General features: G+C 62.9%; 36 protein-coding genes. 28 read left to right on the top strand and 8 right to left on the bottom strand.

Annotated features, from left to right (window positions below):
- Positions 1-83: 83 nt before the first annotated feature.
- Positions 84-1,325: an Nramp family divalent metal transporter gene (locus R3P95_RS23395; RefSeq protein ID WP_008720147.1), complete on the top strand. Its 1,242-nt coding sequence runs from the start codon at positions 84-86 to the stop codon at positions 1,323-1,325.
- 105 nt (positions 1,326-1,430) lie between these two features.
- Here the strand turns inward: R3P95_RS23395 and R3P95_RS23390 are convergent, their stop codons facing one another.
- Complete coding sequence (locus tag R3P95_RS23390) at positions 1,431-1,877, bottom strand: bleomycin resistance protein (RefSeq protein WP_197077431.1); 447 nt, start codon at positions 1,875-1,877, stop codon at positions 1,431-1,433.
- 291 nt (positions 1,878-2,168) lie between these two features.
- Here R3P95_RS23390 and R3P95_RS23385 point away from each other — a divergent pair, with 291 nt between their 5' ends.
- Positions 2,169-2,408 carry a hypothetical protein gene (locus tag R3P95_RS23385; RefSeq protein WP_094689037.1) on the top strand — a complete coding sequence of 80 codons (240 nt, stop codon included), beginning with the start codon at positions 2,169-2,171 and terminating at the stop codon, positions 2,406-2,408.
- A 310-nt stretch (positions 2,409-2,718) separates the two neighbouring features.
- Here R3P95_RS23385 and R3P95_RS23380 read toward each other — a convergent pair whose 3' ends face one another.
- Complete coding sequence (locus R3P95_RS23380; RefSeq protein ID WP_143545972.1) at positions 2,719-3,006, bottom strand: hypothetical protein; 288 nt, start codon at positions 3,004-3,006, stop codon at positions 2,719-2,721.
- A gap of 200 nt (positions 3,007-3,206) precedes the next feature.
- Here R3P95_RS23380 and R3P95_RS23375 point away from each other — a divergent pair, with 200 nt between their 5' ends.
- Both R3P95_RS23375 and R3P95_RS23370 read left to right on the top strand, forming a co-directional pair.
- A complete protein-coding gene (locus R3P95_RS23375; protein ID WP_317549668.1) occupies positions 3,207-4,403 on the top strand; it encodes a TRAFAC clade GTPase domain-containing protein in 1,197 nt (398 codons plus the stop codon).
- Positions 4,400-4,759 (top strand): hypothetical protein, encoded by a 360-nt coding sequence (locus tag R3P95_RS23370; RefSeq protein WP_094689034.1) that lies wholly within the window; start codon positions 4,400-4,402, stop codon positions 4,757-4,759. Before R3P95_RS23375 ends, R3P95_RS23370 begins: the two co-directional genes overlap by 4 nt.
- A 330-nt stretch (positions 4,760-5,089) precedes the next feature.
- On the opposite strand, the gene R3P95_RS23365 is transcribed toward R3P95_RS23370, so the two are convergent.
- On the bottom strand, positions 5,090-5,302 hold the full coding sequence (locus R3P95_RS23365) for a hypothetical protein (RefSeq protein ID WP_243610801.1): 213 nt from the start codon (positions 5,300-5,302) through the stop codon (positions 5,090-5,092).
- A gap of 502 nt (positions 5,303-5,804) precedes the next feature.
- Between R3P95_RS23365 and R3P95_RS23360 the strand changes: the two genes are divergently transcribed.
- Positions 5,805-6,869 carry a GmrSD restriction endonuclease domain-containing protein gene (locus R3P95_RS23360; RefSeq protein WP_243610800.1) on the top strand — a complete coding sequence of 355 codons (1,065 nt, stop codon included), beginning with the start codon at positions 5,805-5,807 and terminating at the stop codon, positions 6,867-6,869.
- 336 nt (positions 6,870-7,205) lie between these two features.
- On the opposite strand, the gene R3P95_RS23355 is transcribed toward R3P95_RS23360, so the two are convergent.
- Positions 7,206-7,604: a hypothetical protein gene (locus tag R3P95_RS23355; RefSeq protein WP_094689030.1), complete on the bottom strand. Its 399-nt coding sequence runs from the start codon at positions 7,602-7,604 to the stop codon at positions 7,206-7,208.
- A gap of 845 nt (positions 7,605-8,449) precedes the next feature.
- Here R3P95_RS23355 and R3P95_RS23350 point away from each other — a divergent pair.
- The 4 genes from R3P95_RS23350 (at position 8,450) to R3P95_RS23335 (ending at position 12,146) form a co-directional block, all read left to right on the top strand.
- Complete coding sequence (locus tag R3P95_RS23350) at positions 8,450-9,049, top strand: recombinase family protein (RefSeq protein ID WP_094689029.1); 600 nt, start codon at positions 8,450-8,452, stop codon at positions 9,047-9,049.
- 145 nt (positions 9,050-9,194) lie between these two features.
- Positions 9,195-9,815 carry a recombinase family protein gene (locus R3P95_RS23345; RefSeq protein ID WP_032390479.1) on the top strand — a complete coding sequence of 207 codons (621 nt, stop codon included), beginning with the start codon at positions 9,195-9,197 and terminating at the stop codon, positions 9,813-9,815.
- Positions 9,816-10,273: 458 nt separating this feature from the next.
- On the top strand, positions 10,274-11,215 hold the full coding sequence (locus R3P95_RS23340; protein WP_052053084.1) for a DUF2637 domain-containing protein: 942 nt from the start codon (positions 10,274-10,276) through the stop codon (positions 11,213-11,215).
- 169 nt (positions 11,216-11,384) lie between these two features.
- Positions 11,385-12,146: a DUF4839 domain-containing protein gene (locus R3P95_RS23335; protein WP_317549667.1), complete on the top strand. Its 762-nt coding sequence runs from the start codon at positions 11,385-11,387 to the stop codon at positions 12,144-12,146.
- A gap of 174 nt (positions 12,147-12,320) precedes the next feature.
- Here the strand turns inward: R3P95_RS23335 and R3P95_RS23330 are convergent, their stop codons facing one another.
- Positions 12,321-12,692 carry a histone-like nucleoid-structuring protein Lsr2 gene (locus tag R3P95_RS23330; protein ID WP_032390480.1) on the bottom strand — a complete coding sequence of 124 codons (372 nt, stop codon included), beginning with the start codon at positions 12,690-12,692 and terminating at the stop codon, positions 12,321-12,323.
- 196 nt (positions 12,693-12,888) lie between these two features.
- Between R3P95_RS23330 and R3P95_RS23325 the strand changes: the two genes are divergently transcribed.
- From R3P95_RS23325 to R3P95_RS23285, 9 genes are all read left to right on the top strand, one after another.
- Positions 12,889-13,089, top strand: coding sequence for a type II toxin-antitoxin system HicA family toxin (locus tag R3P95_RS23325; RefSeq protein ID WP_008720157.1), 201 nt, complete (start codon positions 12,889-12,891; stop codon positions 13,087-13,089).
- A complete protein-coding gene (locus tag R3P95_RS23320; RefSeq protein ID WP_032390481.1) occupies positions 13,086-13,472 on the top strand; it encodes a hypothetical protein in 387 nt (128 codons plus the stop codon). Before R3P95_RS23325 ends, R3P95_RS23320 begins: the two co-directional genes overlap by 4 nt.
- 41 nt (positions 13,473-13,513) lie before the next feature.
- Positions 13,514-13,666, top strand: a complete 153-nt coding sequence (locus R3P95_RS23315; RefSeq protein ID WP_196249247.1) for a hypothetical protein — start codon at positions 13,514-13,516, stop codon at positions 13,664-13,666.
- A 2-nt stretch (positions 13,667-13,668) separates the two neighbouring features.
- Positions 13,669-13,869 (top strand): LbetaH domain-containing protein, encoded by a 201-nt coding sequence (locus R3P95_RS23310; RefSeq protein WP_155291147.1) that lies wholly within the window; start codon positions 13,669-13,671, stop codon positions 13,867-13,869.
- A gap of 65 nt (positions 13,870-13,934) precedes the next feature.
- The gene (locus R3P95_RS23305; RefSeq protein ID WP_317549666.1) at positions 13,935-14,786 is read left to right on the top strand and encodes a hypothetical protein; all 852 of its coding nucleotides are present in this window, start codon (positions 13,935-13,937) and stop codon (positions 14,784-14,786) included.
- Positions 14,787-15,173: 387 nt separating this feature from the next.
- Positions 15,174-15,560, top strand: coding sequence for a hypothetical protein (locus R3P95_RS23300; RefSeq protein WP_317549665.1), 387 nt, complete (start codon positions 15,174-15,176; stop codon positions 15,558-15,560).
- Positions 15,561-15,710: 150 nt separating this feature from the next.
- Positions 15,711-15,995, top strand: coding sequence for a hypothetical protein (locus tag R3P95_RS23295; RefSeq protein ID WP_317549664.1), 285 nt, complete (start codon positions 15,711-15,713; stop codon positions 15,993-15,995).
- Positions 15,996-16,089: 94 nt separating this feature from the next.
- Entirely contained in the window at positions 16,090-16,857 is a 768-nt protein-coding gene (locus tag R3P95_RS23290) for a ParB/RepB/Spo0J family partition protein (protein WP_317549663.1), read from the top strand.
- On the top strand, positions 16,814-17,725 hold the full coding sequence (locus R3P95_RS23285; RefSeq protein WP_317549662.1) for a hypothetical protein: 912 nt from the start codon (positions 16,814-16,816) through the stop codon (positions 17,723-17,725). Before R3P95_RS23290 ends, R3P95_RS23285 begins: the two co-directional genes overlap by 44 nt.
- Positions 17,726-17,828: 103 nt before the next feature.
- On the opposite strand, the gene R3P95_RS23280 is transcribed toward R3P95_RS23285, so the two are convergent.
- Complete coding sequence (locus tag R3P95_RS23280; RefSeq protein WP_317549661.1) at positions 17,829-18,047, bottom strand: helix-turn-helix transcriptional regulator; 219 nt, start codon at positions 18,045-18,047, stop codon at positions 17,829-17,831.
- Between the two features lie 234 nt (positions 18,048-18,281).
- Between R3P95_RS23280 and R3P95_RS23275 the strand changes: the two genes are divergently transcribed.
- From R3P95_RS23275 to R3P95_RS23235, 9 genes are all read left to right on the top strand, one after another.
- A complete protein-coding gene (locus R3P95_RS23275) occupies positions 18,282-18,521 on the top strand; it encodes a hypothetical protein (protein ID WP_317549660.1) in 240 nt (79 codons plus the stop codon).
- Between the two features lie 80 nt (positions 18,522-18,601).
- On the top strand, positions 18,602-18,877 hold the full coding sequence (locus R3P95_RS23270; protein ID WP_317549659.1) for a hypothetical protein: 276 nt from the start codon (positions 18,602-18,604) through the stop codon (positions 18,875-18,877).
- Entirely contained in the window at positions 18,874-19,533 is a 660-nt protein-coding gene (locus tag R3P95_RS23265; RefSeq protein WP_317549658.1) for a DUF6349 family protein, read from the top strand. Before R3P95_RS23270 ends, R3P95_RS23265 begins: the two co-directional genes overlap by 4 nt.
- 38 nt (positions 19,534-19,571) lie before the next feature.
- Entirely contained in the window at positions 19,572-20,528 is a 957-nt protein-coding gene (locus R3P95_RS23260) for a hypothetical protein (protein WP_317549657.1), read from the top strand.
- A 122-nt stretch (positions 20,529-20,650) separates the two neighbouring features.
- Positions 20,651-20,983 (top strand): hypothetical protein, encoded by a 333-nt coding sequence (locus tag R3P95_RS23255; RefSeq protein ID WP_317549656.1) that lies wholly within the window; start codon positions 20,651-20,653, stop codon positions 20,981-20,983.
- Complete coding sequence (locus tag R3P95_RS23250) at positions 20,980-21,360, top strand: hypothetical protein (protein WP_317549655.1); 381 nt, start codon at positions 20,980-20,982, stop codon at positions 21,358-21,360. Before R3P95_RS23255 ends, R3P95_RS23250 begins: the two co-directional genes overlap by 4 nt.
- A 695-nt stretch (positions 21,361-22,055) precedes the next feature.
- Complete coding sequence (locus R3P95_RS23245; protein ID WP_317549654.1) at positions 22,056-22,289, top strand: glutaredoxin family protein; 234 nt, start codon at positions 22,056-22,058, stop codon at positions 22,287-22,289.
- A 47-nt stretch (positions 22,290-22,336) separates the two neighbouring features.
- Positions 22,337-22,924 carry a DnaB-like helicase N-terminal domain-containing protein gene (locus tag R3P95_RS23240; protein WP_317549653.1) on the top strand — a complete coding sequence of 196 codons (588 nt, stop codon included), beginning with the start codon at positions 22,337-22,339 and terminating at the stop codon, positions 22,922-22,924.
- On the top strand, positions 22,921-23,199 hold the full coding sequence (locus R3P95_RS23235) for a hypothetical protein (protein ID WP_317549652.1): 279 nt from the start codon (positions 22,921-22,923) through the stop codon (positions 23,197-23,199). The genes R3P95_RS23240 and R3P95_RS23235 overlap by 4 nt, the downstream gene beginning before the upstream one ends.
- Before the next feature lie 98 nt (positions 23,200-23,297).
- Here the strand turns inward: R3P95_RS23235 and R3P95_RS23230 are convergent, their stop codons facing one another.
- Positions 23,298-24,896, bottom strand: coding sequence for a DUF6545 domain-containing protein (locus R3P95_RS23230; RefSeq protein WP_317549650.1), 1,599 nt, complete (start codon positions 24,894-24,896; stop codon positions 23,298-23,300).
- On the bottom strand, positions 24,893-25,384 hold the full coding sequence (locus tag R3P95_RS23225; protein ID WP_317549649.1) for a hypothetical protein: 492 nt from the start codon (positions 25,382-25,384) through the stop codon (positions 24,893-24,895). The genes R3P95_RS23230 and R3P95_RS23225 overlap by 4 nt, the downstream gene beginning before the upstream one ends.
- Before the next feature lie 303 nt (positions 25,385-25,687).
- Here R3P95_RS23225 and R3P95_RS23220 point away from each other — a divergent pair, with 303 nt between their 5' ends.
- Complete coding sequence (locus R3P95_RS23220; RefSeq protein ID WP_037174519.1) at positions 25,688-25,900, top strand: hypothetical protein; 213 nt, start codon at positions 25,688-25,690, stop codon at positions 25,898-25,900.
- Positions 25,901-25,952: the final 52 nt, after the last annotated feature.

Raw genomic sequence — 25,952 nt, 5'->3', positions numbered from 1 at the left:
CCGCCACGCCGCATTGCATTGTTCGGGAGGCCGAACTATATTTTCAGGGTTCTGACATATTGTTGGTGCCGGAGGGTGTGGTCATGTCTGTGCTGCAGCGCCGATCGTCTCGGCCGCCCTCGAGGTTTCGGTCTGGCCTCGTTCTGCTCGGTCCTGCTTTCGTCGCCGCGATCGCCTACGTCGACCCCGGCAATGTCGCCTCCAACGTCAGCGCCGGCGCGCAGTTCGGGTACCTGCTGGTCTGGGTGATCGTCGCCGCGAACGTGATGGCCGGCCTCGTGCAGTTCCTCTCCGCCAAACTCGGCATCGTCACCGGAATGACACTGCCCGAAGTGGTCCGCGAGAAGTCGAGCAAGAGTGTGCGACTGGCATATTGGGGGCAAGCAGAAGTGGTCGCCATGGCGACCGACCTCGCAGAGATCGTCGGCGGTGCGATCGCTCTTTACTTGCTCTTCGACCTGCCGCTCCTGATCGGCGGCCTCATCACCGGAGCCGTATCGATGATCTTGTTGCTGGTCCAGGATCGCCGGGGCCAGCGCCCGTTCGAGTTCGTGATTCTCGGTCTACTCGGTGTCATCGCCGTCGGATTTCTTGCCAGCGTCGTCGTGGAACCGCCATCGTTCACCGCCGCTGCCGCCGGGTTGATTCCGCGGTTCGACGGCGCGGAAAGCGTATTGATAGCCGCCGCTATGCTCGGTGCGACGATCATGCCGCACGCGGTCTATCTGCACTCCGGCCTTGCACGTGACCGGCACGGACACCCCGAGGCAGGGCCTGTCCGGCAGCGGTTGTTGCGGATCACCCGGATCGATGTCGGGTTGGCGATGCTGCTGGCCGGTGCAGTGAACATGTCGATGCTGCTGTTGGCGGCCTCGACGCTGGGAGGCCGAGAGGGCGTCGATTCCATCGAAGGAGCTCACACAGCAGTAGGAGACACTCTGGGGCCGGTGGTAGCGCTGCTGTTCGCGGTGGGCCTGCTGGCCTCGGGCCTGGCATCGACATCGGTCGGGGCATACGCCGGCGCGATGATCATGGACGGCCTACTACGTCAGCGCATTCCGATTCTGGTGCGACGACTGGTGACACTTGTTCCCGCACTGGCAATTCTGGCCGCGGGGGTCGACCCCAGTCGGGCACTGGTCGTCTCACAAGTCGTCCTGTCCTTCGGTATTCCGTTCGCGCTCATTCCCTTGGTGCGGTTCACCTCGGACCGCATCCTGATGGGCGGCGATGTCAATCACCGGATCACGGCATACGCGGCATGGCTCATCGCGGGAATCGTCGTCGCACTCAATGTCGCGTTGATCTATCTGACCGTCGCCTGACTGCGCGCGGGTGGACAAGTCCAGCATGCGCTTATTTCAGGACGATGACCACGCGTAGCGCGTCGACGGACGTCCGGGTCATCGAGTTTCTGCTCGAGGGTGCGGTCAGGGTGCGCCGTTGCCTGCCGTGGTGGGCTCGTGTTGGCTTTTTTCATCGGTATGGAAAGTGATCAGATTGCCGTCGGTGTCGACAGCTGCGAACTCCGTCGTTCCCCAGTCCGTCGAGACGGGACGACCCGCGTCTGCGGGATGGAGCACTCCCGCGCGGGACATCTCGGCGTAAAGGTCGTTGATCTCGTCCACGGCGATGCGGCAGCTGGCTGTGCCGGCAAGGAACGTCTCGGCTCCGCTGCATACCGGCCATGCCGCAGGGTCTGAACGGGTATTCCAGCTGTCGTCGTCGGCGGCCCACAAGTGGATCTCGACGTCGTCGCGGGTAAGTCTCGCGAAAGTCGGGTCGGTGTACCGGGTCGTGAAGCCGAACGCGCGGACGTATATCTCTACAGCGGTGTCGATGTCTCGTACCGGCAGCGCAGGTACCACTTTCGACATGCCCATAGGCAACACTAACGCCGACGAGCCGGAGTAGGAGCCGAACCCACATCAATTGCTGGCGCTCAGTGCATTCGACTTCTGACACAGTGAACGCGACTCCTGAAACTGACAGGTGTCAGTTTCAGAAGTGGGCTGCACGATTTGCTGGGATTTCACCAGTGATTGCAGCCGTCTTCTGACAATCTGAGTGCAGAAGTGGAGTGCACAATCGGGGCATCGCAGGTCTCGGGTTGTCGGGGCTGCGGTGGGAGTGTGTGGACGGTCGATAGGTCGGCGAGAATTGTCGGCATGACGGACGAGCGGTCGGCAGAGACTTTTGTGGGGTTCGCGGTGCGCTGGGAACCGTACGGTGGTGCCGACGATGAAGACATCTTCGTCGCGTTCGGAATTTCGGGTGCGGAGTATCGGCGCCGGTTGTGGTGGGCCTTGAATCTGCCGGGCGGCCCGGACCTGGACGACGATGTCCGTGATCGACTCCGTGAGTACGCCCACGCTTACCACGCGCCTACACCGTCGTCCGGGCTGTAGCGAAGTTCGCGATGCCCTCAGTGGCGTGTGGGAATGGGGTGATTCCTACGGTGATCGCGACGTGAATCGACTTCCCGCCAGCGAGGGCGATCAACGCGAGGATCAGTAGTGTCGATGACGTTTGTCAGTGTCAGAAGTCGGCTGCTCTTCGTGCTGACGCCGGGGGTTGGCTTGGGGAACCTTCGGTGCGGTTTCGCAGCGCCCGCGTGATGTCGATGATCGTCATGACCAGCAGGACTGGTATGACAATGCCCAGTACGGCCGCGGACCCGATGACCGAGGCAACCAGAATTGGGTAGATGTCCACCGGTCAGGTCTTGTGGCTTACGTCGTTCGGTGTCGCCGTTGTCGTCGACGGTTCGGATTTGTGGTGCTCGATGATGTCGGCGTCGTCGGCGAAGATCAGCGTTCCGCTGTTCGTTGCGACGGCCCATCGATGGGGCATCGCCCAGTCTCGGCCGGCGACGGGGACGGTCAGCAAGTAGTCGGCGAAGTCCTCGACTACGGTCCCGGTAACGAAGCCGCCTTCTAGGCGTCGCACTTGGACTGTGTCACCAACGGTGGGTGTTGTCGTTGTGATGTCTACCGGATCGGTCATGACGGAATTGAAGCAGATGAACCCTCTTGGCTGATCATGCGTCCATCGATTTTCAAAGTCGTCGATGTGCCTGAGACCGGTAGGTTGCGGCCGAGGAGGTGCAGCTCTGGGTTCGAAGGTGACGGCACTGCTTGCACGTTTCACCTGCGGTCTCTTGTCGCAGCGGAGGCGCTCACGCCGTGTGTTGTACCTTCCCTGCCATGGCCAAATTTCCCAGGGTTCGAGAGCAACACATCGCCGTGTTCGGCGAGAGTGGTTCGGGCAAGACTGTTTTGTTGTCGTCTTTTTTCGGACCGACGCAGGATGGGGGATACGCGAACGATCTCTGGGACCTTGTTGCCGACGACATCGGCCAAGGGCATCGGCTCTACAGGAACTACCTCCGCATGCGGGACCTCGCGACGGCACCGAAACAAGACCGATACAAGGCGACGACTCATTACTTCTCGGTGAAACTCAAAGGCGCAGACACCGACGCAGCCAAGAAGCGGCCCTTCGACGTCCTCCGACTCGCATGGCACGACTATCCAGGCGAATGGTTCGAAACCGAGCCCAGCAGCGCGACGGAGCGCGAGCGGCGCACCGACACCTTCCGTTCTCTACTTCGGTCCGACGTCGCTTTCCTGCTGGTCGACGGACAGAAATTACTCGACCACCGAGGCGACGAAGAGCTGTACCTGAAGTCGTTGATGTTCAGCTTTCGTCAGGGGCTCTTACGAATCAAGGACGACTTGCTCGAGGACGGGCCTATCGTCGAGTTCCCTCGGGTGTGGATCCTGGCGCTCTCGAAAGCCGATCTGTTCCCGGACTGGGACGTCGACACTTCCCGCGATCTGATCATCGTCAATGCAGCAGCAGACATCGAACAGCTCCGATCGACCATCGCCGAACTCATCGACACCCCCGCTGCCCTGTCCATCGGGGAAGACTTCTTGCTGCTGTCCTCCGCCAAGTTCGAGCGCGAGTCCACTGGTCCACAGACGCTCGACATCGACTTGACCCGGCGTATCGGTCTCGATCTCGTCCTTCCGGTGGCGTCGATTCTTCCGCTTCAGCGTCGTGTGCAATGGCAGGAGAAGCACGACATTCCTGGCAAAGTGCTCGACTCGCTCGCCGACGGCGCAGAGTTGCTGGCAGCAGGCCTGACGGGTGAAAAATTTGCGGCGATCGAAAAGCTTCTAGCACTGGTCAACCCAGGTAAGGGCGGAAAGGCAAGAAAGATCGCCGCCGTCGCGCTGCCCATCCTGGCGGACGCGGCGCGGTTGGTGGGACCGAAACTCAGGGAGATGAACGCGCAGGCCCGCGCTCAGCACGACTACCTGCGAGCGACACTGACGCAGTTCAAGTTGGACCTCGAGCAGGGCGTCGACGACAAGGTGATCAGGAACCCGAAGTGAGCACCAGTTCCGGACCCTCGGACATCATCTGGTCCACTCGGGGCCGTAATTGGGGTTTTCGTTTTCTTCTCGACGCCGGACTCGGCGACCCGCTCCCGGACTACGAACGTGCTTTCGACGACGCTGGAGACGCGCTGACTGCGTGGCACCGCCAGGATGGACATGTTGCGCTTCGCATCGAGGATCCGCTCGGACGCCGAGACTCGGCTGGCCGTGTGATTCCCCACGAGTTCGTGATCTTCGGCGACCTCGCCACCGTCGTCGACTCCGTCGAGGACGGTCTTCGCCAGGTGTGGCCGTTGGTAGCCGAGATGTATGCGGGAATCTGGGATACTCCCACCCCTCCAGATAGCTGACAGAGTGCGCCGGACCCGCCGCGACGCCAACCTACCGAGATGCCATCCCATTACGTTGCCAGCGCACCCAGTTAGAAACCGCACGCGTCCTCCCGGCACGGCTTCGTTCAGGCGTGTTCGATCGGTGGTCTGAAGTCTCCGGACACAGTCGGTGCTCATAGCGACAATGCGCACTCCGACCGGGGAGCAGCACCCCATTGCCCACCCAGTTGGTGACCACGTGGACTGAAGACAACTGACCGGGTAAACGATCAACAGAAAACCCGACGACAACCTACGCTAAAGTTTCAGCCGCTCCCCCGGAGGCGACGCCGAGAATTCTCAAATCGGTTACACCTCCGGCGGGAACCGTCCGAACATTCCCACCTCTGACCCTCGCATGTACGCCTCGTGCTCGGCCTGTGCCCGTGCCGACAGTGCCGCGTTCTCTGCGCGCTGCGCCTTGGCCCGCTGGATTCCGAAATAGCCGCCGACACCGACAACGGCGAGCGGCACGAACACATACCAGAAGTTGATGACAACACCGAGGGCGATGAAGGCCATGATCGCGAAGGTCAGCGTCCCGACGATAGGGTGTTGGCGCCACACAGAGCGCGTGTCGACGGGCGGCGGATCGGGTTGACGTTCAACACCTCTCGTCCCACCATGGTAATGGTGGTGAACGCCGCCGTAAAAGTTGTTCCCCATGCGCGTAACGGTACTCTGCAGGGCAGCAGCCTCGGGCGATATCTGACCTGTCAACTCTCGGGCCTGTGCATGTGGGACAACGGCTTGCATCGGGACGTGTCGATGACCAGGTCCTATACCCTGCTTTTTCGTCTGTTGCCGACTACGGCCGCCTGATGTGGGCTCATTCCGGGTGAAACCGCTACCTCCTTGGCAGTGATGTTCTTCGCTAATCGCACTCGAAACTGCGAAACGGTAGCCGTCGCCGAATACTTCCACTGCGTCGGTTGCTGATCAGCTGCCCAACTACGATGTCGCCCGACTCGTTCATCAACGATCCTGGAGCACCACTGTGTCTTTTTCCGGCTGTTCGCCGCCTATGTCATCCGCATCGAAGAGTGTGCGGACGTGGCCGTGGATCGCCGGAGTGGCATTGTCCGGTCTGCTCGTCGTCGGTTGCGTGGATCCGTCGGGGGAGAGGGACGCAACGTCGCAAACCGATGCTGCGTCGTCGGCCGCCGATACGACAATCGACACCTCACGCGAAGCGGCTACTACCGAGGCCACGCCCACGCTTCCGGTCGATCCGCCGGCCATACCCGAACCGGTGGATCCATCCGTACCTGCCGCGGCGGTGGTCACCAACGCGGACAGCGCACAAACAGCCCTGACTATGCTGGCAACCGTGCCGATCAAGGGGCGAGCCCCGAAGACCGGCTACGACCGCGACCTGTTCGGGCAGGCCTGGACCGACAACGTAACCGTTGAGTACGGCCGCAACGGCTGCGACACCCGCAACGACGTACTTCGACGGGATCTCACCGCAATCACTGTGAAACCGGGATCCAACGGATGCGCAATACAAACAGGCACCCTGGTTGACGAATACACCGGGGCCACCATCGACTTCATCCGTGGTGCCGATACCTCGATGACCGTGCAGGTCGATCACGTCGTTGCTCTGAGCAACGCCTGGCAGACAGGTGCGCAGCAGCTTGACGAGCTCACGTTGCGGAATCTGGCGAACGACCCGCGCAATCTGCAGGCCGTGGACGGCCCGGCGAATCAGCAGAAAGGCGACGGCGATGCCGCGACATGGCTGCCGAGCAACAAGCCGTACCGGTGTACCTACGTCTCACGGCAGGTCGAGGTCAAAGCCGCGTACGGACTTTGGGTCACCCCGCCCGAATACGATGCCATCGTTCGCATACTCGGGGAGTGCGGCGCTACCGCCTCAATCCGCCCCGCCGAGTCAGCGCCCGCGCTGACACCAGCTCAGCAACCCGCTGCGCCAGCGCCGGTGGGTATGGCACCGGCGCTGGCGAGCGTGATCTACGCGAACTGCGCCGCAGTTCGCGCCGCCGGTGCAGCCCCCATCCGAGTTGGAGACCCCGGATTCAGTACCGAGTTCGACGGTGACGGAGACGGCGTCGGCTGCGAGTGACGACGACACACGTCAGGGGCAACTGTGGTGGGTGTGCGTTGCCCTGACAACCATCGCCGAACGCGAGTGCGCACCGCGTCCATATCGAGCTCGGCATCGTGACAACCGCACGCGACCGAATGGGTGCATCGGACAGCTACTCTGACCGAGAGCACATCGGTCCCTCGGCGAACGGATTGTGGGATCGAATCGCCAACGCCATCAACAATTGGCACTCTCGCATCGCGCCCAACCTGATCGCGCGGCTCGACGACACTTTTGCGGTCGAGTCCTGCGCAACACGCCCCGACATGCCGCTCATCTTCGTAATCAATCGTCCAGTCGGAGAGGCCGTTGCTATCCCGTGATGTCAATCATGTTGGCCTTGAGTACTAACGCGGTTTCGCTCGTGCCCAATGTGGTTTCATAGCTCCGACTTCCGGCGACCTCTGCGTAGAGCGTCACCACATCGCCATCAATGATTTCGCGTCCAATGACCGGATCGAAGTTCACTATGGTGTTGTGGTCGAACTCGTACCACTGGTTGCCTTCCACTGCAGAGGTGTCTGCCCGAAACATAGAGGTCCCGGTGACCGAGTCAAACTGGGTCACATACCCGTACACGACAACTCTTCTTCCCCGTTCGGCATCTGGATCGCGGACCAACACGCCGAATTCGCGTTCGCCGATTGCTGGGTAAGTTTGTCGGTCCAGCCGTGTTGCTTGAGCGTCGGCCGCTGCCTGTTGAGAATCCATAGCAACGCGATTTGCTTCGATTGCAGCCGCGTTCGGATCTGTCGTTACCGCAGCGGCCGGTGAGGGCGATACGGTTGGGACGGTGGTCGCTCGTTCGGCACCACTCGGAGCCGAACCTCCCGGGGGCGAAGGCGGAAGCGTGCGTGTGGTCGTCTGAATGGCGCGCGTAGAGTTCTCATTATTGTCGGCGTTGCCGAGAGCGACTCCTAGGAGGAGCACGCTTACCAACGCAGCACCTGCAACCACTGACTGAGGCGTCGTCAACGGCCACTTGTGCGGCTTCTTATGTTTCTGGTCGTCTATCCGCCGCCAGGTTCGACCGTCCCAGTAGCATTCGCCTGATTCGTATCGACCGGTTTTGGGGTTTAACGAACCCGACCCTGGTGGCGGTTCCATTTATAGGGCTTCCTCTCCTCACGGGATTTCCGTTGCAGATTACTCGCGGACCGCTGCAACTCTGCCAATGGCGGCCAACAGCAGAAGCGTGGCAGTCATCGACGTCGGGGGGCACTGGTCGGGTTGTGCATAAACAGGCCGCGTCGGTGGCGTGCCGTCAATCGTCCGCCTCGGAAATTACACTCCACGGTCTCTCGCACGGCTCGGGCTTCTTGAGATCACCTCGGCAGGCTCATCGCGATTTGTCTCGCGGGTCCGGGTTGAGAAGCTTCCTGCGGGTTTGGGTGTGCGTTTAGACCATCGTCATACCGGACGAGTGCGAACGGGCCACTGGGAGTGATTGACCACGACGTTCTCTCGGCCAAACCGTCCACTGGAAGTGTCCACTTGATTGGTCCAGCTTCCCGTAGTCTCTACTGGACAGATCGAGTTCAGCAGGCCGGAGGGGAATGAAAATCGGGTACGCGCGGTGCAGCACCGCCAGACAGGACACCTCCGTCCAAATTGGACTGCTCGCCAAGATCGGTGTCGAACGCGACCGGGTCTATATCGACCATGCCGTCAGCGGCCGTCAGGCAAAACGCCCCGGACTCGAAAATGCCATCAACGCCAGCCGCGAAGGCGACGAATTCTGCGTCACCAAACTCGACAGACTCTCCCGATCAGCCGGAGACCTCCACGAAACCGTGAACCGCCTCGCCGCTAGGGGAGTAGCACTATTGATCGACGGCAAGGTTTACGACCCAGCGGATCCCATGGGCAAAATGTTCATCGGCATGCTCGGTCTGATGGCCGAATTCGAGTCCGACCTGATCCGAGCCCGCACGCGCGACGCCATCGCCGCAGCCGCAGCCGCCGGCAAGATGAAAGGACGGCCCCATACGCTTACCCAGGAAGAGCGGGCCTACCTGCTTCAGGTGTACGAAACTCGTCAGTTCAAGATCGAAACACTCTGCAAGAACACCGGATTGAAACGATCCGCCCTCTACAGCAACCTCACCCTCGCCAGGGAAGAACGAGACGCTCTAGCAGTCGCGAGAGGTGAGTAGTGCAGTCCACTTCTGAAACAGTGCAGTCGTCTTCTGAAACTGACAGCCGAATCGGTCGACGCTCGGACCAGCCTGTCGGTGTCTTGATAGATAGTGTTGCAAGTAATCCCAGTTTGATCGCAGATTCCGAGACGAAGGGCTCCAGGTGGACGAAAACCTGATCGGGTACGCCCGGTGCTCCACACGAGGACAGGATCTACGAGCGCAGCGCACAGCCCTTCGCAAGATGGGCGTCGACACCGGCAACATCTACACCGACCGCGGATACACCGGGCGCAATCGCGAGCGGCCCGGTCTCACCGAAGCTCTCGCGGCAGTGGGGGAGGGGGACACTTTGGTGGTCACCAAGCTCGACAGACTCGGTCGGTCGGTGACCGACCTCAATGCGATCGTCACCGAGCTCGATGCCAAAGGTGCACGGTTGATCTACGGTGGCCAGGTCTACAGTCCAGGTGATCCGTCGAGCAAGATGTTCTTCACTGTTCTCGGCGCGATGGCCGAGTTCGAGGCCGACCTGACTCGCGCACGCACCCGTGAGGGCGTCGCGATCGCTAAAGAGCAGGGCCGGATGACCGGACGCAAGCCCAAACTCACTGCACTGCAACACGAACGCATCCTCAAGGACTACGAATCCGGCGAGTTCGGTGCCGTGAAACTCATGGAGCTGTACGGCCTGAGCCGATCAGCAGTCTACGCCGCCCTCATTCGGGCCCGCGAGCAACGCGACGGAGCACCCACACCCCGCGCCACAACCGCCAGGAGCTGACACACAATGAGCACCCACGCCAATCGCCACACCACCGACACGACCGGTGGCGCTCAGTTCGGCCTTGCCGCCGAGGCGACTTCATGACCGCCGAACGGGTGGTCGCACAGTGCGCCTGGTGCGACCAGTGGCACTCCGAGACTCCAGCGAATTCGGTGCCGGCCGATCCGGTCTATCACGACGAGTGCCGCCCAGCCGGCGTGCACGGCTGGACCGCCGCCGATGCCAAGGCTGCTGGCCCTGCTCGGCCCAGGCGGTAGACCCCACCCGCCGAAGCGGTTGTAATGCAATGACTTCGGCCGCGACGTCCATTTCCCCGACCGCGCAACAGAAGCGCAGAGATCTGCGATCTCCTCGCGCACCTGTGGCCACACCGAATTACATCATCCGACCGCGAAGGCCCCGACGGTGCTCCAACACCGCCGGGGCCGGTCGATCACAGAACGGACCTGCGATCAATGAACAACGCTAATACCCCCGACCACGACCCCACCAGCGAGGACACCCTCGACATCCACCCCCGCGTCCTGACCGGTGCCCTGATCACCGGCCTGGCCATCGCCATCGTCGTCGGCGCAGCATCCTTCAAGCTCTCCTTCTCCACCCTGCTCGACCTCGCCGTCATGGCCGGCATCCACCCGGCCGATGCCTGGGTCATCCCCGTCGCTCTCGACGGCCCGATCCTCGCCGCCGCCGTCATCCGGATCGCCCTCTCTCAACACACCGACGCCGCCACCAAAAGAGGCCGGCGACTCGTCGTGGCAGTGCTGACCGTCTCGGCGATCCTGTCCATCGCAGGCAACGCCTATCACGCCGTCCTGACCGCAACCGTCCTCAACGCCGCCGTCGCAGCGGCAATAGCAGCATTAGCGCCCGCGATGGTCCTCACGATGAGCGAGATCGTCGCTGTCGTGCTCCGCGCACCCCGCCGCCGTGCCGCAACCACGATCGAGACCTCCCAATCCTTCGATACGGCCACCGAGACAGTTCGCATCGAATACCCAATCGATCGCGTGGAGAGCGAACAGTACAGCGCAACAGCAGGATCGGCGCTCGCCGGGATAGACGAGGACCTCGATAACGGCCTGCTCAAGCCCGCCGTGTGGACCAGCGTCGACCTCTACCTCGCGCACCCCGACTGGTCGTTGAGTGACATCGCCCGCCACCTCGAGCTGCACACCTCGACCGTCTCTCGACACATCAAGACCTGGACACAGGTCCAGCAGAACATCGCCAGCGAACGCAGCACCGCAACCCCCCTCGCCGCCAACCACACGCACACCACCGACCCCGGCCACGACCAGAGCCCAGGCATTGATGAAGCGGGCACGGACGACCGAGTCGACGACGAGTACGCCCCGATGGACACCGGTCGTGACTTCGTAGGTTCAAGTCGCTGACCGAGAATCGAGCCACTGCGACGCGCACACTTCTGCTGGCGAAGCTGAAACCTATTCCACTCGACACGGTTGCACCGAGTCCTCAGTGCCGCCGGTCACTTCAGCGTTGTCGTTCGGTAGGGTCCTCGCGAGTCCGGTGACGTTCCGGCGAAGATCTTGGAGCTGACGCATGACAACGGACACCGAAATCACTTATGAGACTAAGACGGTCCGCGCGGTTCGCGGCATGGAGTCGCGGACCATCGAAAAGTGGGAAAGTGAAGGCTGGGAGGTTGTCTCTCAGGTACCCGCGAAGATCCGGACGGAGATCACGTTCCGACGCCCGGCACCCAAGTCTCGCCGGGGCCTTTTGATTGTCGGTGGCGGCGTGTTCGCGCTTGCGCTCGCGGTCATCTTCACCATCGGCATTATCGGCGAAAGAGATACCGGCCCTGCGGAAACTGCCAGTCCTGCGCCCAGTGAGGTAGCGGCCCCGAACGAGCAACCGTCCCCGGAATCGATGGCCACGGCGACGCCTACACCATCGCCGTTGCCTGACGACGTGGTTCTCACGTCGGAGAACAGTCCGGAGTTCGCGGCCCTGCTCGCATTGACCGACACTTGCTCGCCTGACATCGCAGCGTTCGCTGCGGCTCATCGAGGTCAGACAATCTCGTTCCCGGGCAGCATCGTCGCGATGGGACCTCACGAGGGCGCGAGTACCAGATACGACATCCTCATCAACGCCGGCGACTTCAGCGAAACCTTCTCGCAGCCCGGGCCAAGTTTCCAGTTCCGTGATGAGAACACCAGCTACGACCTCAACTGGGTCGGCTCGGTGCCAGACACTATTGGCGTCGGGACGAACCTTGGCGTCACGGCGGAGGTCGACCGCTACGTGGAGCAGCAGTGCCTGTTCCTTCTCGATCCGGTTACCACTGCCGTCCGCTAACTCGAACTCGAACCAAAGATCAGAGAGTCTTGCCTGCGCAGAACAGGATCCCGGCACACATGCCCGAAGCGCACGCACGGCCTGGCTTTGATCTCGCGCAGTCGTTTCGTGAGCAAATCGGGAGGCCGGTTGGTGTAGGGCAGAGGAGAAAACCGACCGACGAGGCCGAATACGTCAGTGTGCAGCGTTGAACGCTTCTTCGATCGCAGCGGGAATGCGGCCGCGATCGTTGATTTCGTAACCATTGTCTGCGGCCCATTGCCGGATCGCTCTGGTCTGAGCCGGATCACGTGTGGCCCCGCTGTTCGAGGGTGCAGCAGATGGAGGCGTGGCGGTGGGGGAGTGTCGACGCTTACGCCCGCCGACCCGGGTTGCGTGCTCGATGTAGTAGCCGATCTTCCGGTGAAACTCGCTGGCGTTCTTCGCCTTCAGATCAACGAGGTAGTCGACACCACTGACGGAGAATTCGATCGTCTCGCCTGATTCGTCGTCGATGACCGAGCCGTCGATATCGTCGACCAATTGAGTGAATACTTTTTTCGCCACGGTTCGATGCGGCCTCTCTCGAATGGAAACACATTGCTGTCGATGACCACCCTAACCGGACCGAATTCGCAGGCAGATACACCAGATGAGGAAATATGGAATAGGCACTTCCTCCGTGTCGACCACAGCACCGCTACTCGCCATATTTCGTCTAGTCGACTTGACTAGAAAGTGTCCAATGAACTAGACTAAAGTCATGGTTACCGAGCAGCCCACGCGGAAAGTGGTCAAGGCCCTCAAGGCGGCTGGGTTCACTTCGGTCCGCACGGTCGGCTCGCACAGTACGTGGGTCTCGGCCGATGGCGCAGTCAAAGTGACTGTGCCCGATGGGCACCGGACGATCTCGCCCGGCGTCTACCGCAAGATCCTCGCAGCCATGAAGGAGGCGCAGCAGTGAACAAGACCTACACGGTGTCGGTGACCCGAGACGGCAAGTGGTGGATGATCGCCGTCCCCGAACTCGACGCCCTCACTCAGGCCCGTCGCATCGACGATGTCCCCACCGCGGCGAAAGAGCTGATCGCCCTCGAAACCGGAGTGGCCCTCGCCGATGTCGAGATCGAGCAGCACATCGAACTCGAGCCCGGGGGAGAGGACCTGGCAGTCCGCATCGCCGAGATCGCGACACAGCGAGCACGTCTGGCCGAGGACGAAGCCCGCGTCAAAGCCAGCACCGAGGCCTTCGCGAAGAAGCTCGCCACCGCTCATGTACCCGTGCGCGACATCGGAGCGCTTCTCGGAGTGACTTTTCAGCGAGCCAGCCAACTCGTCAACAGCTGACCACCCGACCGTGCAGGCGCGGCGAACGAGATACTAATCCCATGACCAGCGACCGCAGTTTCGATCCGACTCCCGATCACGGACAGGCCGGATGGGTGACACTGCCGAGCGGACAGCGCGCCTACCGCTACGACGGCTCTGACGACCTGATCTACGACACGGGAACCGCACCCGACGCCGCCGCGTCGAACTAGACATGGACCCAGACGAACGCGCCGCCATCATCGACGAGGGCTACGACCCCGACGACCCGACCGTGCGCGCGGACCTCGATCGCGTCAGGCGTCTGCTCGCCGAACATCGCCACCTGACAGCCGACCCCGAACTCTCCCTCGACCACCTCGTGAACGCCGCCAGGGTTCGCGAACCAGGGCCAGCTACGGGCGTACGCAGGTAGTTCGACATCGAACGTATGTTCGCATAGATTGAGGGCACTGATCCGTTCGGCGAAAGGTCGCACTCATGGCCGGTACCGCCGACACGATCCCCGACCTGACCAACCTGGACAAGGCTGCGCAGCTCGCCGCTCTTCGCCGCAGCATGGCCGCGATCCCCGGACGCCGCGACCACGCACCCACCGACTCCGACGACTCGCCCGCATTCGCCCCCTCGCAGCCGAACGCGCAGGCCGCCGCGACCGACGGCGATGAACGGGCCCTGAGCGGCCCCGTGCGCTCGCGAACCCTCAAAAACCTGCCGGTACCCATGCCGCTGTCGGAACTGCTCCCGCGCGGCGCACTGGCCCGTGGAACGGCCCTGTCGATCACCGGTGCCGGATCGATTCTCGTCGGACTCGTCGCCACCGCCACCGTGGCCGGCCACCACGTCGCACTGATCGGTCAACCCAAGTTCGGGCTCCTCGCCGTCCACGAACACGGCGGGGACTTGTCGAAGGTCGCCCTGATCGACCCCGGTCAAGCAGACCCTCTCGACGCCGCCAATATCTGCATCGATGGGATCGATCTGGTCATCAGTACCGTCCACGGTCGCGACGTACCGCCGACCCGCGCACGTGCCCTGCTGGCCCGAAACCGTACTCACGCAGGGATATTCGCAATCACGGACGGTCGAATGCCTGGTCTCGATCTGACGATTTCCTCTCGGCCGGTCGGCTACGGCGGCATCGAGCAAGGCAGGGGCCGCATCCGCTCGATCACACTCGAGACCACCGTCCACGGACGCGGAATCACCCAGCGCACAGGCCGTTACACCCTCACCGCACCCATGTTCGGCAAACACGGCTTGCGCTGGGCCCCCGCGGTCACCGACGCAGTCGCCGAACATGGGCCGCACCGATTGGCGGTCGCACAATGACCCCCGACCTGTACGAGAACTGGCCCGTGAGCTTCGATCCCCCCACGCGCCGCATCGTCGATCCACCTCGGAGAGTCCTGGTCAACATAGCGCTGACCGTGGCAGGCTCGTCCGGAGTATCCTTCCGCGACGGGACGCCTCTCAAGGTCCGCTCGGAGGGGCTCGCGATGGATACAAAATCGCCCGGGCTGCTCCATGCGTGGGCGAAAACTGCTCGCGGACAGTGGATTTGCTGTCTGAGCTTCGACATACCGATCGGGAACGGCAAGGGATTCCTTCGCCTCCATCAACAGTGGTGCCCCGCAGAAGCTGCAACCCCCGTCAGCTGAAACATGCTCATCGTCAAGATATGTTGACGGACGGAATGCGTCAAGATATCTTGACGTTATGGAATCAGAGAAGGTCCTCACCCCGACCGAGCTGACCGAACTCTACGTCCAATACAAGGACGCTCTCGTCGACGTCGACCTGGCCGATATGGTGCGAGAGCAGGGGCGCAAGGACGCCGGGACGTGGACCGCGAACGCCCAACGACGCATGGATGACGCGGTCTCCGATGTCGACGCACTCGAGATCAACGCCTTCCTCGCCTCGACGATGATCGCCGACCGCTACGCCATCATCGGACGCCTCCGCAGTCAGGAGCGACCCGTGCCGTGGTCGAAGATCGGCGAGATCCTCGGCATGAGCAAGCAAGCCGCACAGCAGTGGTATGACACCTACAATCTGCGCCCCCGCATCGAGAACCCCACCCGGCGCACCGACTCAGCGTGAGCCGCGGGCTCGATCATCCTGCGCTGTAGGCGATCCGAGTGTTTGCAGTACCGCCTCTCGGTACCCGCAACGAATCGGCTCCCCTGTGCATAGGCATCGAAATACGTTGCAGGACTTGACTATACAGTTTGAGACTGTAAGGTTAGGGGCATGGGAGAAACGCAGCGAGACCTCACGGCAGTCACCTCCGAATACGGCGGCGAACGCCCCGAACACGGCCTGGGAGTGTCCATCCGACGGGGCGGCATCGAGGTCGAGTACATCGACGTGACCGGCATCGAGGAGCACGCACCGATGGCCTGGACACCGGACATGGCGCAGATGCTGCTCGGCCGTCGCGGATACGAGGTCACCGGTCGCTGGGTCGATATCAGTGACCCCTGTGCAGAAGACCCGATCTGGGAACTACCCATCGCGAAGACGGCCGACCGCTGACCCTCGCTCGACCCTTGACCTGCGAACGGGCATCGGGCAGCTGATATCTGCCCGGTGCCTCACCTGCACACACTAACCAGGGAGACCGCCCATCATGACCACCGCCACGGCTGCACAATCGGCACCGACCTCGACCGGCTACACCCTCGCCGCCGCCGACCCGAACGAACTCGACATCGCCGCCAACGTCCGCGACTGCGTCGACATCACCGAGGATTCGGAGTTCGTTGCCTCTATCGCCGCTCACGGCGTCCTGCAGGCCGTCTCGGCGGTCCGCCGTGCCGACGGAACCCTCGCTGTCCACGACGGGCAGCGCCGCACTCTCGCGGCCCGAGAAGCCGGCCTTTCCTCCATCCCGGTGCTGGTGCGTGAGCAGAACGCAGACGAGAAGGCCGCAGGGATCGAACGCATCACCGAGCAGGTCGTGTCCAACGATCAGCGCGAAGACCTCACCAGGGGGCAACGCGCTGCCGCCGTTACGGGCCTGCTCGATCTGGGCCTGAGTGTCCGCAAGGTCAGCGCGCAACTGCACGTCCCGAAGGAGTATGTCGAGAAGGCCGGTCGCGCAGGACGATCGGAGCGCGCCCGCCAGCGGCTCGACCAGAGCCAGCTGACGCTCAATGCTGCCGCTCTGATCGCGGACCTCGAAGAAGCAGTCGAGGCAGAGCCGTGTGTTACCGACGCCGTCGAGAAGGTCTTCGAGATCGGATTAGGCATCGAGAACCGCCTCTCGACCATCAAACGTCGAGTCGACGAACGATCCGCCACGCGAGTTGCCGCCGCCGCCCATGTCGCGCGCGGCTTCACGTTGCTTCACGATGAACCGTCCACCAGCGAGGGGGGAGTGGTTCTCCCTCGCTGACCTCCGCACCGCCGCTGGCAATGCGGTCCCGGCCGATGCACCCGAGCAGGCACCGCACTTGTGGCACGTCTACGTCCACGAGACCGGCGACATCTGGGTTGACAAGACCACCCGTGAGGAAGTCGCCGAAGACGACACCGACTTCGACACCGAGGACGACGACGTAGAACGCTACGGCGAGCTACGGCACGCCGACACGGTCGAGAAAGTACCCACCTGGGGATACGAATTCTTCCTGCACCGGGACCACCGCGCGGCGTCCGGTCTCGAACTCGCCCCCAGGAAAATCGCCACCGCAGAGGATGGCGACACCGAGGACGGGCTGACCCCGGCACAGCGCAAAGCGGCCCGCGCCGAGGCCGAACGCATCGAGACCGAACGTGCAGAGCGCCGAAAGGTCAAGGCCCTCAACCGCGCCGGAGCGACCGCGACCGAAGCCCGGCGCGCGTTCCTCACCGGGCTTCTGTCGGGCAAGGCCGCGCCGAAGAACGCCACCAAGTGGATGGTGACCACCCTGGCCACGCACGGTGATGTGTTCACCGAATCAAAGTGCTCGGAGCGGTACGCCGAGATCATGGGCTCACCGCTGCACGAGGTCGACCGCAAGGCCACCGCTGCCACGCCCGCTCGCGCCGAGGTGCTGCTGCTCGCCCGCGTGCTCACCGCGTTCGAGGCCCGACTCACCGGCCCCCAGGACGCCAAGGACTACTGGCGCTTCTCCGTCAAGCACTACCGGGGCATGGTCGGCATCGACAGCTACCTGACCTTCCTCGCCGACAGCGGCCACGCCCTGACCCCGGTGGAACAGGCCGCGATCGGCAACATCACCGTCGACGCCGCCTACGTAGCCGTCGACGACGACGCCTGATCGAACCGCGACAAAAGGAAGGGCCCCGACCATCACCCGATGGCCGGGGCCCTTCCTGTTCGTCAAGAGATGTTGACGATCGAGGGGTCGGTGGGTTCGCTCGTCACGGTCGGAGGTCGGTTCGCGCACCGCTCCCCGGCCGGTCGGTGATCCACTGCTCGATGTCGCCCCGCGCGTACAGCGGGGTGCGGGAGAGGTGGCGGGCCGGTTTGGGGGCCTGTCCGCGTGCGACGTACGAGGACCATGTCTTGGTCGATATGGCCTTGCCGGTCTTGTCTTCGATCAGTGCCAGCACGTCGGCGGTGGTGAGTTCGTCGGACATCGGGTGCTTCCTGGGGTTGCAGTGGTTGATGCCCTGACCTTACAGGCTCCGACTGTAAGGATTCTGACTCCACGTCTTGCACCTTACAGGGTGAGACTGTAAGGTTAGGGTATGGCCCTGACACGCACCGAATCACACCAATGTGACTGGCAGTCAACGCTGTTCGATGACTGCGCTTTGCCGGGTTGTGGCGCTCCAGTCGTTACGCCGGGCGACGTGTGCCAGTCCTGTCGCGTGGCTTTCGGGGACATGCTGACCGTGCGAACCGATGGACCTGACCTCGACCCAGAGCAGGTCCGCGCCGACCTCGCTGCCCGCGACGCGAGCACCCGCGACCAGTACCGCGCACAGGCCGCCACCGTGGCTGCCGCGCAGCAGGTGTCGACCCGCAAGCGCAACCAGATCTGCTGGCTCTGTGAAGAGCGACGGACCTGCACCTCGACCGCCGGGCGCTGGGAATGCGCCGACTGCTAGACCTTGCCGTCCTGAGCGCCTGCGCACGGCCCGCGACCGTCGTCGCTGAAGTCCTTCTCCGCCCGACCTTAGGAGTACTCATGACCGCCACCCTCACCGCGCCCACCACGCCCGCGCGCCGCCGCCTCAAAGGAGTTGGAATGAAACTGATTTCGCTCGACACCCAGTTCGACGGAACGATCATCGACATTCTCGGCTACCGCACCGCACCCGCAGGCGGCGTCGAGGTCACCGCCCTCCTCGACGCACCCGGTGCCTGGTACAGCCGCACCCACCCCGTCGTCGTCGACGCCAGCGACGTACGACTCTCCCTCGCCGTGCAGTCCATCACCCGCCCCGAGCTGGGCGTGCGGTGATAGCCGAGACCGCAGGCCAGATCGACATATTCGAGGTGCTTGCCGCCGCCGAAGCCGACGAGCAGGACATCCGCGTCCAGCGGTATGGCATCCCGATCCTGTTCGCCAGCCCCACCCGAGGGGTGGCAGCTCGCATTGCCGAATTCGAGACCTGGGCGACCACCTGGGGACGGCACGGCTCGAGCGCCGCCTCCCACGCGTTCGCACCGGGGATCTGCGACCCCACCACACCCACCGACACCTGCCAACCAACCTGCATCGCAGCGGACCTCGACTGCCAGTGCCCGGACACGAGCAGGGACGCTCCATGTCAGTGCGTCGGTGGCGATGTCTACCGCGGCGCGTGCACCGGCTGCCCGTGGGAAGGGGAGAACCGCGCCGACGAGGCCGACGCGGTCTGCGACGCCCTCGATCACGCCCACCCCGGCTGGATCGACGACTTCCCGATCGTGATCCCCGAACGCAGACCGTCGCAGAAGGACCAGGTGTGGACAGCGAAGGTCATCGACATCGTCGGGGAACGCCCCGCCGGATGGCCCGTCATCACCCGACGTGGAGACACCATCGGCCTGCGCTCGGTCCCGAACCGCTCACCGTGGGGTGGCTACGACGTCGCCGCCACCACCGCAGCCGCACACCTCGCCCGCAAACCGTGACCTTGCTACCCCACCCGAGCAGGAAAGGCCCATCACCAGTGAACAACCCGATACCCCAACCAACGCCCACCTCTACCGCCGATCTGGAAGTGTTCCTGTCGTACGTCTTGTGGGGATGCACCGCGCTCGGTATCGCTGGCATGATCTTCGGCGCAGCCACGCTCTACCGGTCCCGCATGTCAGGTGGAGACGCCAGGACCGCCCCGCAGATATGCGGGGGAGGGCTCCTCGTTGCCATCGCCGCCACCGCAGTCCGAGCGCTCCTCCTGCCGGTGTCGACCGAGGAGACGACTGACCTTCCTCCCGCCGACCCGCCCGCAACACTGGACGCCCCGGCACCACCACCGGTGGTCGATGCCGCACCCGACGTTCCGGTGGACTGGACACCGGTCATCTGGTTCGGCGGCATCGCCGCAGTCGTGGTCTCGGTTGCACTGGCTGCGTACCTGATCATCAGGACCCGCAGCCACGTCACAGACCGCCGCACGGCGAAGAATGCGCTCGCAGCCGACTACGCCGCCGCCCACGCCGTTTACAGCGAGGTCGCGGACTCCTACGCCGCCTACCTGGCCGACCCGTACTCCATCTTCGTCAGGCCCCTGCTCGACAACCTCGACGAGCCCCGAACGGTAGCGTTCATCGACGCCTTCGCCGCCATGAACGATGTCCGGCCTGAGCAGTGCCCCGACACCCTCGAGCGTGTCCAGGCCTTCGCCGTGGCCGCTCAGAAGGCGCACACTGCCTGGCGGAAGGCCGACGGCTACGCCCGCGCCATCGGCATGGGCGTGACCAGTACCGAAGACCACCGCACCGTCCGGCGTATCCGCAGCGCACTCGGTATCGCCCTCGACCCCTCGGCCACCGGGCAGGAACGCGAGACAGCGCTACGCACCGTCGAGGAACTCGCGGCCGGCGTCCTCACCATCCACGACCGCATCTACGACAGCGCCAAGATCGCCATAGAAACCACCACACGCAAACAACTCACCAGCTGACCCACCACAGCCCTGGCGGTAGCCGACACCCAGCAATATGTCGGCACCACCTGGCAGCATGACCCACCAACGACACAACGACAGACACACCTGTCGATCAGGACGCGAATGGAGAAACGTTCATGAATCTCGTCAACGCCACAGCACTGATCGTGTTCGTAGCCCTCATAACCGGCGCCCTTGCCGTCGGTTCGGCGTACGCGCGCAGGCCCTCCCGAGTGAGACTGCACAGCAACACACTCGCACTCAACGGCGTCGCTGCACTCGCCTCCATCGTCTTCGTCGTCACCTTCCCCGAAATGCCGTGGGGGTGGAAGGTCGTGACCGTCGCAGGAACGATTGCAGTCGCTTACCTCAATATTCATGTACTGAACACCATCCGCGCCCAGTACGAAGCCGACCAGCGGAACAGCTTCGCCGAAGCCACCGTCGAAGAAGACAGGACCAACCGATGAACCCGTTCACCACCTTCCGTGACCACGCCCGGATCCGCCACGAATTCCTCTTCGACGACAGCGCAGACAACGCCGAACGCTACTTCGAATCAGCGGACGCGATGGACGGGCTTCGGATCGGGCTCAACAGATTTGCCGCTGTTGTGGTGGGCATCCTCGGGATCGCCGCTGCCGCGTACAACGTCAAGATGGGCTTCGACGGATCTGACGTCAGCGTCATCGAACTCTTATTTCCCGCTCTTGCAGTGGCATTGGTGTTCGCTCTTGTCCGTATCGGCAACGACCTGGGCTCGAAAGGCACGAAAGAGATCGTCGCCACCGCGAACAGGGCCAAATTCATCGGCGATCAACGCCGAGCGAGCGCGTCCGACCATTGACATGACCAGCCCAGAACAGAAGCCGAAAGTAGTCAGCCCGATCCAACTGGCCGACCTCATCGACAGAGACCGCCGCCTGCTCGACAACTACCTGCTCCAGGGCACCCACTCGATCCTGCCTATCTCTCGTCGTGAACTGGACCCCGCAGGTACGAGAAACAAACACGTCCGGGAATGGAGGGACGCACTGTACGACCTCTCTCTCACGGCACTACGGGAATCCACACCAGAGCTCCTACGCCGTTGGGTGCACTTGCGGAAGCAGATAGTCGTAAGAGGCCCACTGGGTATCCGTTGGTCCCCGATCCCGCACCGCAACCGACGCTACGAACTCGACCACTGACGAGCCGCGTCATCCTCCATCGCTCCCGCACGCCCCCGCCAGCCGTTCCTCGCAACGCCGCCGTCGAGCACCCTTGCTCCGGCGGCGTTCTGCTTTCTGTCACATTTGCTTTGTCGAAGCTGTCTCCGAAATCGGTCGTATGCCCCCATGTGCAAATGGAATTGGTCACGCGTAGCTTCCTTTTGCCGACATTGGCAATTCGATATTCGGCACTACTGGGCGTCAGGGTCAGAGCTTGTAAAATCCTTCACTGCAACGAATTAACCGAATTGCGACCATCTTTATCTATGGCTATTTCGAGGGCATCGATATAGAATTGAGGTACCGAAATAATTCCGCCGAGGAGCTATCCATGTCGATCACCGTGTACACGAAGCCGGAATGCAACAGCTGCGATCAAACGAAGCGACGGCTGGACAAGCGCGGCATCGAATACGAGACCGTTGACGTCACCGAAGATGCAGCGGCAGCCGAGTTCGTCACCGACGGACTGGGCTACCGGCAGATGCCCGTCGTGGTCGTCGACGAGAACACCCACTGGTCCGGCTTTCGGATCGACGCCCTCGATAAGCTCGCCGCCGCCTGACCGACCACTCCGTTGACCGAGATTCACCTGCGAGAACGAGCCCGACGATGACGCCACTGAGCGCAGTTCCACCGCCCGACGAGCCCGAGCGTGTCGTTCGCAGCCTCGCCGCTGTCGACGACGACACTGCCGTCGACAACGAGACAGCTCACGAGCCGTCCACCGACCCCGAGGCACTGCTGCTGTGCGCCCTGATGTGGAGTGCCCACACCGGGGGAGTGTCCGCCGAAGATCTGCGCATCACCGCGATCGTGACCGCCGACGACTTCGACGACGTCGCGTACCGGCGAATGTTCGTCGTGATCGCCGGTCTCGTCGCGGCCGGCGAACCCTACGACCCGGCGAGTGTCACCGCAGCCTTCATGCGATCCGGATCCGGCGGAGCCAAGGACGCGCCCCTGCGTCGTCGCTTGAACGAGGTCATCACCGCCGGGGCAGACGGCTTCACCGCCGTCCACTACGCCGACATCGTGCTCTCGCAGTCCTACCGGCGCAGTTACCGGACCGTTGCAGCGGCCATCGTCCACGCCGCAGAAGAGCTGCCGGAGGAGCAATTATTCGATCACCTCGTGGAGCACGGGCGTGCTCAACGCGCACTGTGGCGGCGGCTCAACACGTTTCGGGCAGGGCCGTGACCCTCGACAGTCCCCACACCCGCACCGGACCCCGTAACGAACGAGACACCCGCGGTGTCGACTCCCACGGGCACGAGGTGGAGTCCCCGATCGGGGCGTACCTGTGGTGGTGCGGACACGTCGGAGCCGACGCACACGACCTCGATGCGCTGCAGGAGTGGGACTACCTCCACTCCGACGAGACGACCGACGCCGAACGCCGCACTCTGACGGCGTGGGCACTGGCGTCCGGAATCTTCGGTGCACCCTGCGCCGCGCCGCACCCGCAGCGCTGACCGCGCGCCCAACCCGGCCCGAACGACAAAGGCACCCACAACCGGGTGTGTGGGTGCCTTTCTCGCGTGCGCGGACGGGCTGAGCCAGGCGAGCGGTGTCAGTGGCGATCGCCGATCCGGACCTCGTCGCCGAAGTCGATGTCGTAGTCGGCCAGATACGGCGCATCGGGGTCACCGCTGGATATGTATCGCGGTGCGCTCGTCCGCGAGAAGAGGTCGCGAGCGGGCGGATGGCAGGGGAGTGGCGCGACCAGTACCGGTCGCAGATGGAGTGAGAGCGACAGAGTGTCAGTGCGCGTCCGCAGGCGAGGGCTGCGGTTCGGACGGCGTGCCGGGTGTCGTCGACGAGGCGTCGTCGGGTCGGCGGTCGGGGCCGGCGGTGTTCTCGGCACCGACTCGGCGGCGCGGCGTACTGCGACCGGTCGTGCGCCTGGAGGTCTTGGGTGATTTCTTGCCGACCGGGGCCGGTGCGGGCAGCGGCAGGGCGGTGAGTTCGGCGGCCGTCCATCCGGCCTCGATCGCTTCTTTGTAGGCGGCGGCGTGTTCGGCGTTCGCACGTTCGGCCGCGCGGGTCGCGTCGGCGACCTTCTCGCGCGCATCAGCGGAAGCCTGGGCTCAATGAGGTCTCGATCTCTGTCAGCGGCGTGTAGTCGTATGTAGTCGCCCGGGGCACCGCCGGAACGTTTTCGTTCCAGAGCAGCCGCGACTTGGAACGCGGAAGCCGTAGCGGGGTCAGTGTGGTCGTCAATGGGGGTCGCGAACCGTCCGAGCACCAGTAAGCAGTCGCGGATCTCGACCGTCATCCGTTGTAAGGCCTCTATACGTCCTGATCCGGCGGCTGCGTGGTACTTCTTATCCAAACCGGGAATATCGTCCTTGCAGGTGGCGACTAGGTCCTCGCGAAGTGGCTGGAGCTTTCGAATGGACCGGGTTGCCGGGTCTAGTTCTGCGAGTTCGAGCAGTAGGTAGATGGGCCGAATAATGGCGACAATTGCACCCAGAAGTAGAATATAAACAAAGTTATTCTCATTTGCTGCGAATCTGAACTCGACAAACGACGTGCCAGTTCCGGTTGCGGCAAATACCGAGCTCGCGAAGATGGAGATTGCCTCTTCCGTCGCCCATGCACCAGCGACCAGAAGAACTAGGTATGTTGCGATGTGTTTTCCTCGAAGTTGTCCCCGGACGAGATCGCGCACGCTGACGTAGACGAGAGGGACGCTTACGGCGGCGCACCAGGCGGAAAAGATCGAGAAGTATGCGACCGTTTGCCAACCTTCGGTTCGGTCGACGTATTGGTCGAGCACCCGAGCGTGGGTGCCGAACACGAGCATGAGCGGGACGGATATGTAGCCAGCTAGCCATACTGGCTTGTCCGTGATCCACCGGTCGGAGAATCGAGATCGTGCCCACGACGACACCAGCACTAGGACCAACGGCACGTAAGCCATGACAATCATGGTCGTACCGAGTTGGCGGGTGAACCCGACGGATAGCCCGACGTGGACTGCCAGGAAGTTCTGGGCCTCTTCTTCGCGGAAGGCAGCAGCCAGGATTGCAAAACCGAGTGCGTACGTCACCAGCCGCTCTGTGTGTGAACCGGAACGCCCGAACAGCAGGATCATTCGCGCTACGAATGTTGCGACCGACATCAGGATGATTGTCCAACTGATGAGTCCCGGAACGGAGCTGGTCATGCCGTCCCCCACAACGATCGCATAGCGGCCGAATCGCGGAAATGCGAGACCTTCGTCATCACTAAGTCTGCCAAGAGTTCGGCCTCGCTCTCCTGCTCGTTTGAAACGAGGTTGCGACCTAGAGCGCTGCGCAGGGCGTCCGGCGGGACATCGGAAAGTAGTAGCCGCAACCAGTCTTCGTTCGGCTCCTGGTCGGAGGAGTGACCGAGGACCATGTGTGCTGCCTCGTGGCACAGCACCTGAATTAGATGGCGCTCTGTCATCCCCAGGTCGTACAGGATGATGTCTTTGTCCGTGCAGTCACACCACACGCCGCATGGTGATGACTGGAGATCGCTGTACAGCTCGCTGCTATCCGATGACCGCACCCCACGAAGTTCGATTGGCCGGCCGCGGTATTGCGAGAGGGCGTCGATGAACGCGTCGCGGTTCCACGGGGAGGGAATCATCGCTTCAATAGTTGCGCGCGCCTCGAAGACATTTGCCATCGAATCTCTCATAGGAGCCCCCCAGCTGCCGTCTTCAGATTGCGGTGCCAGGGTACTGCATCGCTGTGAGGCTCTCCGAGCAGCAGTTCTCCACACCCTCGCGCCACAAAGGGCCGCTGGGCGGTCCACCGCTTCCAGTCGCGAGACCGGGAATCGCTCTGCCTCTTAGCCCCAAAGACGCGGGCGACTCACATCGATGTAATTTCCTTCGACGCTTTCGGCGTGTCTGAGCCCGCCGAACATGATTCTGCATCAGGATAGGCACTGGTTGGGACCGATGATGCAGATGAAGGAGGCCACGCGATGCCGATGCCCAGTAAGGGTGACCGGAAGCCGTTGACTGTCCGAATCCCGCTAGAGCTGATCAAGACGCTCGAAGAACAACAGAGTTCAGCAGGTGTGACGTCTTTGGGTCAATACCTGGCCGACCTCATCGCGATCGTGAATGACCGCGAGGACCTCGCACTTGAACTCAACCGACCGCAGAACCAAGGAGTGTTGCCCCTGACTGCGTGATCGTTTAGTTCCGAATCGACATTCGGGACATATGTTCAACTGAATTAGCGCA

The organism is Rhodococcus cercidiphylli (assembly GCF_033042225.1).
GTDB lineage: Bacteria > Actinomycetota > Actinomycetes > Mycobacteriales > Mycobacteriaceae > Rhodococcoides.
Note: the sequence above shows the minus strand (reverse complement) of the source record. Positions and strands in the feature narration are given on the sequence as shown.